Origin of the sequence: Crocosphaera chwakensis CCY0110, from assembly GCF_000169335.1 — a bacterium.
In the GTDB taxonomy this organism is placed as follows: Bacteria; Cyanobacteriota; Cyanobacteriia; order Cyanobacteriales; family Microcystaceae; genus Crocosphaera; species Crocosphaera chwakensis.
Map to the genome: position 1 here is coordinate 1 of NZ_AAXW01000110.1, position 8,441 is coordinate 8,441.

At 33.1% G+C, this 8,441-nt stretch carries 8 protein-coding genes; 2 read left to right on the plus strand and 6 right to left on the minus strand.

What is annotated here, in order from left to right; translation table 11 throughout:
- Positions 1-295: 295 nt before the first annotated feature.
- From CY0110_RS27020 to CY0110_RS27030, 3 genes are read right to left on the minus strand one after another with little or no spacing between them, the layout of a single operon-like run.
- Positions 296-1,138 (minus strand): hypothetical protein, encoded by an 843-nt coding sequence (locus CY0110_RS27020; protein WP_008278842.1) that lies wholly within the window; start codon positions 1,136-1,138, stop codon positions 296-298.
- Positions 1,139-1,154: 16 nt separating this feature from the next.
- The gene (gene dpdA / locus CY0110_RS27025; protein WP_008278843.1) at positions 1,155-3,290 is read right to left on the minus strand and encodes a tRNA-guanine transglycosylase DpdA; all 2,136 of its coding nucleotides are present in this window, start codon (positions 3,288-3,290) and stop codon (positions 1,155-1,157) included.
- A gap of 37 nt (positions 3,291-3,327) precedes the next feature.
- A complete protein-coding gene (locus tag CY0110_RS27030) occupies positions 3,328-4,377 on the minus strand; it encodes a D-alanine--D-alanine ligase family protein (protein ID WP_008278844.1) in 1,050 nt (349 codons plus the stop codon).
- Between the two features lie 128 nt (positions 4,378-4,505).
- Between CY0110_RS27030 and CY0110_RS27035 the strand changes: the two genes are divergently transcribed.
- Both CY0110_RS27035 and CY0110_RS27040 read left to right on the plus strand, forming a co-directional pair.
- On the plus strand, positions 4,506-6,443 hold the full coding sequence (locus CY0110_RS27035) for a S9 family peptidase (RefSeq protein ID WP_008278845.1): 1,938 nt from the start codon (positions 4,506-4,508) through the stop codon (positions 6,441-6,443).
- Positions 6,433-7,506, plus strand: coding sequence for an AI-2E family transporter (locus tag CY0110_RS27040; RefSeq protein ID WP_008278846.1), 1,074 nt, complete (start codon positions 6,433-6,435; stop codon positions 7,504-7,506). Before CY0110_RS27035 ends, CY0110_RS27040 begins: the two co-directional genes overlap by 11 nt.
- A 13-nt stretch (positions 7,507-7,519) precedes the next feature.
- Here the strand turns inward: CY0110_RS27040 and CY0110_RS27045 are convergent, their stop codons facing one another.
- The 3 genes from CY0110_RS27045 to CY0110_RS27055 form a co-directional block, all read right to left on the minus strand.
- Positions 7,520-7,867, minus strand: coding sequence for a DUF5615 family PIN-like protein (locus tag CY0110_RS27045; RefSeq protein WP_008278847.1), 348 nt, complete (start codon positions 7,865-7,867; stop codon positions 7,520-7,522).
- On the minus strand, positions 7,864-8,184 hold the full coding sequence (locus CY0110_RS27050; protein WP_008278848.1) for a DUF433 domain-containing protein: 321 nt from the start codon (positions 8,182-8,184) through the stop codon (positions 7,864-7,866). Before CY0110_RS27050 ends, CY0110_RS27045 begins: the two co-directional genes overlap by 4 nt.
- A gap of 33 nt (positions 8,185-8,217) precedes the next feature.
- Positions 8,218-8,441 (minus strand): hypothetical protein (locus tag CY0110_RS27055; RefSeq protein WP_008278849.1); only part of this gene is annotated, 224 nt, incomplete at its 5' end.

Genomic DNA, 8,441 nt, shown 5'->3' on the forward strand with positions numbered 1-8,441 from the left:
GAGACGGTTTTGTGATGTGCTATCTGTAGGATAGGCTTAATTTTTCTTTAAAAGGTCTTTTCTTCAGGGGTTAAGGATTCAATTATTTGAGTAATTGATTCAACTAATTGAGTGTTCATAAAGTTATTTTTGAATCAGTTTAAAATCAACTATTTACTAATCGTTTGTTTTATTTTAACATATCCATACATAATGCCAATCTAATACATTTTCCTGAAATAGATTCATAATGTATGACAAAGAGAATACTTTTTTATCAGTCAAAGTCAAAGTAAAAAGTTGAGCTTTTTTGTCTTTAAGATGATTCAGAGGCAAAATTAATGACTTCTTGTAAGGGGTTACGATTTTCAAACCGTTTTTTATCATAACGAATATCCCACCAAAGCCAACCCGTAGAATCCGCACAAACTTTATGCTTTTTTAATACTTCTAAACGAGTTAAGGCTAATCCTCCTAAGACAAAATTTGGTCTACTCCAAGTTAATAACTCATCAAATTCTTGAGTTGATAAACCGAATTTTAAACCCGTTCTTGTTGTTTTATCGAGTTTAAGTAATCCCCCTAAAGCAAGATATTTATAACCCATATTTCGATACTCACTGATTAAAGATGTTAGAAAACTTTTAGGTGAGTTGTAATAAGGCAATAAAGAATCTTGACAAGGGACAGATTTCTCAGTCCAATTGTAAAGTATTTCTCCAATTTGTACAACTCCAATTAAATGATAGATTCGTGGTTTATTCCAATATTCTTGTAAACTCAGGTTAGCTAAATAGAGAGAGATTAAAGGTTCTCCAATTATATCAGGAGCAAAAACATAATCGGGGGAAAATTTATCACATCTATTTAGATACTCTTTAATCGTTTTTCGTAGCTTTTTTTCATTGGCTAATTGAAGTTTTCTTATCCATTGATTATTTTTGAATTCACAATTAAGTTCATAATACCAAGCTTGTTGTTTATGCTCAAAAACACCACTATCTATAAAAAAAGGTTTCTTCAATTTCCGAATTGTTGTTAATAGTTTCTTATAACAAGATGTAGTAGCTAGTACACCATAGTCTCCCTGAAGGTTTTGTAATTTTTGTAAGTGTTGAATGCGATCTATGGAAAATATAGGTAAAAAAGTATTGTTCATAAATATTGATTAACAATTAAGCTATGTTTACGATTTCTTTTTTATTTGTTTTTGTCTCTAAATCAGAGTTTAATTTTTCCTTATCCATGTCTTCAAGTAATTTCTTGAATCGTTTATAAAATATATAAGTGTTATGGAAACCTCTGCGACGATTCCGATTATTCCCTCGAAAAAGTACAGTTTCAATGCCTAAATCTTTACAGATTACACAATCACAATCTTTCCAAGGTTTTTCCTCTAAAAGAGTTTTATACATTTCCTTATATTTAGCTAATAATCTATCCTTTAAAAAAGGCTGATTATAAGTTAAAACTGTTTCTAGAGTAACATCTAGATAAGCTTTTTTATTATCAAAATCTCTTAAAGCGTTAAAAGCTTCTTGTTCAAGAACTTGAATTATTTCCCATTTTAAAATACTAGCAAAAATTAATAAATAAATTAACTCAATTTTCCTGTAACTTTCTAAATCAAATTTTATTAATTTTTTTATTTTTGAGTTTTTGTTATTAGCTTGAGGTAGTCTAATGGCTGCATAAATATTATGATCAATTCCATGATAATTAGCTTTTGCATCTAACCAAGCTTTTCTTAAAGGACTAGCAGAATCAAAGCTAGTAACTCCTAAGTGACGAAAAATAGGAATTGCATTAAGTCGACAAACTCCAAATAAATGAAGTCTTATATGTGATTTTAAATGAGGATAAATTGCATATAAAATATCAATAATAATGTTTGTTTTTTCCCTAGCTAATCCTCCCAATGCTAAATAAGTATAACCCATTTCAATATAATCTTTTACTGCATTTGCGTAAGTTTTAGGACTCCATCCTTGAATAGCACCAACTGGGGTAAATTTATATTCATTTTGTGCATATTTAGTCAAGAATTCTTGAGCATTTTGTATTGTTAAATCATAACGTTTTTCTCGAACTCCAGGTTTAGCAAATTGACCAACAATTAAATGATCAATGCTAACTCCATAATTAAAGCCACATCGTTGATAATAGTCTAAAATTTCATCAGTTGTGTAAGGTGGGACTTCCTTTGTAAGATATCCAAAAGCCCCACAATCTCCCATTATTTTACCAGAAAACCGAATATAATTATGAATTCCTTTTGCGAGAATTGCCTCTCGTTTTTTCTGGCTTTTCTCAAAAACTCCTCTAGACACTAAAATACCATCATAGTTAGGATTGGTAAACATTTCATGAGCATAAACGTCATCTTGATGAGGAACTCTTTTAGAACTAAAACTATCTTTAAGAAAATCAAAATTTGGATCTACATAATCATCCCATTCTGGAATAAAATACTGCATTCCATGATGATAATTAGGTGCAGGATTATGATCAGAAGGTAAAGGAATTAATTCTGATAATTCAGAGCGTCCTTTGACTGATTGATGACTATTAATAAAAGGTAAATTTAGTTGAATGGGTTTGGTATCAAGAACTTTTTTAAATAACTGAGGGTCATTAAAAACTTTAGATAATAATTGATCATCTTCAATCACTTTTTGAGCAAATTTTTTAAATAAAAATCCCTTTAAACCGACTAATCCATAACCATAAGATTTAGCTTCAAGATTAGAAAGGGGACAAATAAAATGTTTAGATAAATTGACTTTAATATAATCACGACTTCCCCAACTTGCTAAAAAAATAAATGTCTGATTTAGTTGAGTTTTGCTAGGGAAATTAAGCGCACGTAAATAATTTTCACTTAACAAAACAAAAATTAAATCGTAGTCAGAAATTATGTTTTCATAAGCTTCATGAATGTTTAAAAACTTTGCCCATTCATCAACTTCCTGTGCTTTCATGGTGTTGAAAGTGACTTCATACGGCACAATCATTTTATCTTCTTTAATTAACCCATATCCAGCCGAAATAATAGCTACATCTACAGTAAAAAGACCATTATTACTATTTTTTGCTCCTGTTTGACGCAACAGTTTTACCCCTTCCATTAAGCGTAAATGTTGCTTTCCTCTGTACATTTCTCCTGCACAACAAGCAAATTGCTCTAATTCTTTTGAACGAGCTTTTAATAAGTTTGGCTCTTTAAAATCAGAAAGGGTTAATTGATTTTCGGGTTTAAACTTCTTTTCTCCTGTACAATTGGTAACAATTAAAACTCGCGGAATTGGCATACATTTTAACTCTCTGTTATTAATAGTAGAAATTAGCTTATTTTTCTAAAGCGAATTGTACTAATTGATCCACTAATTGCTCAAAATTAATGCCTGTGGCTTTCCAAAGTTGAGGATACATACTAAACTTAGTAAATCCTGGGAGGGTATTAATTTCATTAAGATAAATTTCTTCGGTTTCTTCTACATAGAAAAAATCTACCCTAGCGAGGCCAGCAGCATCAACGGTTTTGAAAGCTTGAATGGCCATTTCTTGAATTTGAGTTACAATTTTGTCGGGTAAATTAGCAGGAATATGAATTTGCGATCGCCCTTCTGTATACTTAGTTTCATAGTCGTAAAAATCACCTTCAAAAGTTACTTCGCCGACGACAGACGCTTTCGGATTATCATTACCTAAAACAGCGCATTCTAACTCTCTAGCGTTAACTCCTGCTTCGATGACGATGCGTCTGTCGTAACTCGCTGCACTATCTAAAGCGGTTTCGAGTTCAGAATGCGATCGCACTTTAGCAATACCCACCGATGATCCTAGATTGGCTGGTTTAACAAAACAAGGATAACCTAGGTCTGCTTCAATTTCATCACACAGTTTAGGAAAAATACAGGGATTTGACCACACTTGCGATCGCTCAACGGCCCTATACTTAACTTGAGGGAGTCCGGCTTGAGCGAAGGCCATTTTCATGGCAATTTTATCCATACCGACGGCTGATCCTAACACGCCACTACCCACAAAAGGAACCTGCATCAGCCTTAATAATCCTTGAATGGTACCATCTTCACCATTAGGACCATGTAATACAGGAACCCACACCTCAACTTCTTGAACTTGGGGGGGAAACTGCCATAATTGAGAGGGGTTGGTGTCTTCAGTAGAAAGAGGGGTTTTGGTTTCTAGGACTTTACTCGCTGTATCTCCTGCTAACCAGACACCATTTTTTTGAATATAGACGGGGAGGATATCATATTTACTGCCATTTTCTCCAATTTGTAGTGCTTGGGCAATGGCTGCTGCAGAGTTAATGGAAACTTCATGTTCTCCAGAACGCCCGCCGAATAATAATCCTACCCGTATTTTAGCCATTGTCACTACTCCCGTGCTTTTCTTGTTAATTGTGGTTATAATTGACCCTTGTTATGGGCTTGACGTTCCCTAAAATTAATTTACCTTAAGATACAGTATTATAAACTCTAACTTTTAAAATACCTATTATGTTAACTCCTATAATAGCTCCCTTTGGTTCTTGGAAATCTCCTATTACTTCTGATTTAATTGTTGCTAAAAGTATTAAATTAGGGGGTGTTGTTTTTGATAATGATGATATTTACTGGTTAGAAGGAAGACCTCAAGAAAAAGGACGTAATGTATTAGTTAAATACAGTCCTGATGGTCAAATCACTGAGATCACTTCTCAACCTTTTAATGTTCGTAGTCGGGTTCATGAATATGGTGGAGGTTCTTTTTTAGTGAAAGATGGCGTTATTTATTTTGTTAATTATCAAGATCAACGTCTTTATCAAAAATTACCGAATGAAGAACCTAAACCGTTAACCCCTGAAAATCAATGTCGTTATGCTGATTTCATTATAGATACTAAACATAATCGCTTAATTAGTATTTGTGAAGATCATAGTCATCCTAATAGGGAATGTGAAAATAAAGTTGTTTCTATCAATATTAATAATGGAGAGATAAAAACTTTAATAGAAGGAGATAATTTTTACTCTTCACCTCGTTTAAGTCCTGATGGTACAAAACTAGCCTGGATTAGTTGGAATCATCCTAATATGCCTTGGGACGGGACGAAATTATGGTTAGCTAAGATCGAAAGTGATGGCGCATTAAAGGATATAAAATGGATCGCAGGGGACATAGATGAGTCCATTAGTGAACCGAAATGGTCGCCAGACGGTCAATTATATTATGTGAGTGATCAATCGGGTTGGTCTAACCTTTATTGTTATAAATCTAACGTTAATAACGTCCCTATTTTTCCTTTTACGGCTGAATTTTCTTATCCTCATTGGGTGTTTGGATTGTCCACTTATACCTTTGTCTCTGAAAATAAAATCATCTGTGCTTTTACTCAGGATGGAAGATGGTATGTAGGCAGTTTAAATATACCCAATAGGCAATTCAGTATTTTAGAACTTCCTTACAGTAATATCGCTTCTCTTGATAGTCATAATAAAGAGGTTGTATTTCTTGGTTCATCAACAATAGAGCCAACCTCAGTTATTCATTTAGATTTGCATTTAAGTCAAACTGAAGTCTTAAAATCTTCTTGCATAATTGATGTTGATTCGGGATATTTTTCTGAACCCGAATTGATTGAATTTCCCACAGAAAATAATTTAACAGCTTATGCTTGGTATTATCCCCCTCAGAACAAAGATTATACATTTCCTAATGGAGAGTTACCCCCTTTATTAGTAAAAAGTCACGGAGGACCCACCGCAGCAGCGACTCCTAGTTTTAGTTTAAAAATTCAATATTGGACAAGTCGAGGTTTTGGGTATCTTGATGTTAACTATGGGGGAAGTACAGGGTTTGGAAAAGCATACCGTCAACGGTTAGAAAAAAACTGGGGTCTGGTTGATGTTAATGACTGTATTAATGGGGCAAACTATTTAGTTGAACAAGGAAAAGTAGACGGCGATCGCTTAGCTATTTCTGGGGGAAGTGCCGGGGGATATACTACTTTAGCAGCGTTAACCTTTCATGATACATTTAAAGCAGGAGCAAGTTATTATGGAGTGAGCGATTTAGAATCATTAGCAAAAGATACCCATAAATTTGAAGCCCGTTACTTAGATAAACTTATTGGTCAATATCCTGAAGAAAAAGAAATTTATGAACAGCGATCACCCATTAATTTTACGGATCAATTAAATTGTCCTGTGATATTTTTTCAAGGATTAGAGGATAAAGTAGTTCCTCCGAGTCAAGCAGAAATGATGGTAGAATCTCTTAAAAATAAAGGAATTCCTGTTGCTTACATTCCCTTTGAAGGAGAACAACATGGATTCCGACAAGCTGATAATATAAAATATGCTTTAGATAGCGAATTTTATTTTTATTCTCGTATTTTTAATTTTACCCCTGCTGAAATTTTAGATCCTATTAATATTTTTAACTATGATTCCTAAACGAAAAATTGCTTTATCTTTATCTAATTTATTTCTAATTGGTGGTGCTGCTTTTTTACTATTACTATTGTGGCAATTAAAAGGATTAATTATTATTCTTATGATTGCCATTGTCATTGCATCAACCCTTAGTCCTTTAGTGGGAAGCGTAGAAAAAATGGGGCTACCCCGTTGGTTTTCCGTTATTTTTGTCTATTTACTTCTGGTATTATTATTAACAGGAATAGGCTTATTATTAGGGCCAACAATTGTCGCTCAATTGCAACGTCTATTAGAAAAACTACCAGGATATATAGAAATTTTAGGTCAACAAATTCAACTTTTTATGACAGAAAAAGGATTTACAGAACCAGAAATACTAGAATTTCTTAACAGACAATTTAACTTACAATCTCTTGTTTCTTGGACATTTCGGTCTAGTCAGCAATTATTAATTGGAGTTAGTGGACTGACAAGAGGTATTGTAGGAGGTGTTCTAAATGTTTTTTTAGCCATACTATTGTCGGGTTATATGCTATCAGGTTCTCAACAATTAATTAATGGTATTGTTAGCTTATTTCCGATTCCTTGGGATGAGAAATTGAAAGATCAAGTCGTTCCTGTTAGTCAAAGAATGGGTGGCTACATTCAAGGTAGATTATTAGTATCTTTTATTTTAGGATTAACAGTTAGTTTAGGCTTAAAATTTTTAGGGATAGGTGAGTTTGCTTTAGGGTTAGGAACCATTGCCGGAATGACAAATTTAATTCCTTTTTTTGGTCCCGTTTTAGGTTCAATCCCTGCTTTAATTGTAGCAGTTGCCCAAGGTGGATGGCTGTTTCTTTGGGTACTTTTACTATTTGTAATTATTCAAAATCTAGAAACTTATGTGCTTGACCCTTTGTTAGTGGGTTCTTCGGTTAATGTTCCTCCTTTATATCAATTATTAGCGGTTTTAAGTGGGGTTCAACTATTAGGAATTATCGGTGCTTTAATTCTTCCTCCTTGGGTTGCAGGTGCAGGGGTATTACTAGAAAATCTTTATTTAACACCTAAATTAGAAGCAGAGAAAGAAAACAGTTAAAATATGTTATTTGCTATAAGGGTAAATATTGAACACTATTAGCTAATTCTTCCCATGATGCTGCTTTAGCAATAATTTCTAAGTCCCGAATACAATCACCGACTGAAATTTTTAGCTTATGAGCATAAATGATGCCAATAAAATCAATTTTTCCTAATTGACGGCGTTTTGCTTCGACTAAAAAATCATCATCTTGCGAAAATAACACCCTTGTTAATTCATTCGCGCGATCCAAAATAAGTATATCTGAAAATCCTATCCGTTTGTCTTCTTGTACCGTTATAACATCGACCCCTCTCATTCTTAAACCATCGGTAATTCCTCTATGGACGTTTTCATCCATATAAAATGCAATCGTCATTGAATTAAATCTTGATTACGAAGTCTTTGTGATAGGGGTGAAATACCTGCTTCTAGGCGTTGTTTTTCTGCATATTCAAAGCGTCTTTTTACATCCTCATCAATCTCTTGTTTATGTTCCCAATAATAAGCTAATGCTGAATAAATTTGACTCATACTTAAATGAGGATATTGAAAATGTAGTTCTTCTGGACTCCATCCATAAGCTTGAATGGAAGTTACTAATTCAACAATTTTTGTTGATGTTCCTTGGATAAAGGGAATGTTATTTTCATCAATTAGGATGAATTTATAACCAGTGGTAGTTGTTTGATTCATTAGCTTATTTTTCTTGACTCGAATCTTTAATAATTAATCTGTAGAGATTGTTTTATTATTTCTTCTTAGCTTAAATGCTTGCTGACGAAGTAAACTTATTTCATCAGATAAGTCTTTAAAGTCCTCATCTGTTAAATCATTCCAACTTCCTGCAAACTTTAAAGTATTTTCTAAAATATTCTGTCTTTTTTTAGAAGATAATCTAAAATTATGAATGATCTTATAAATTTCTTCTAACTGTGTATCAGGAAGTAAGC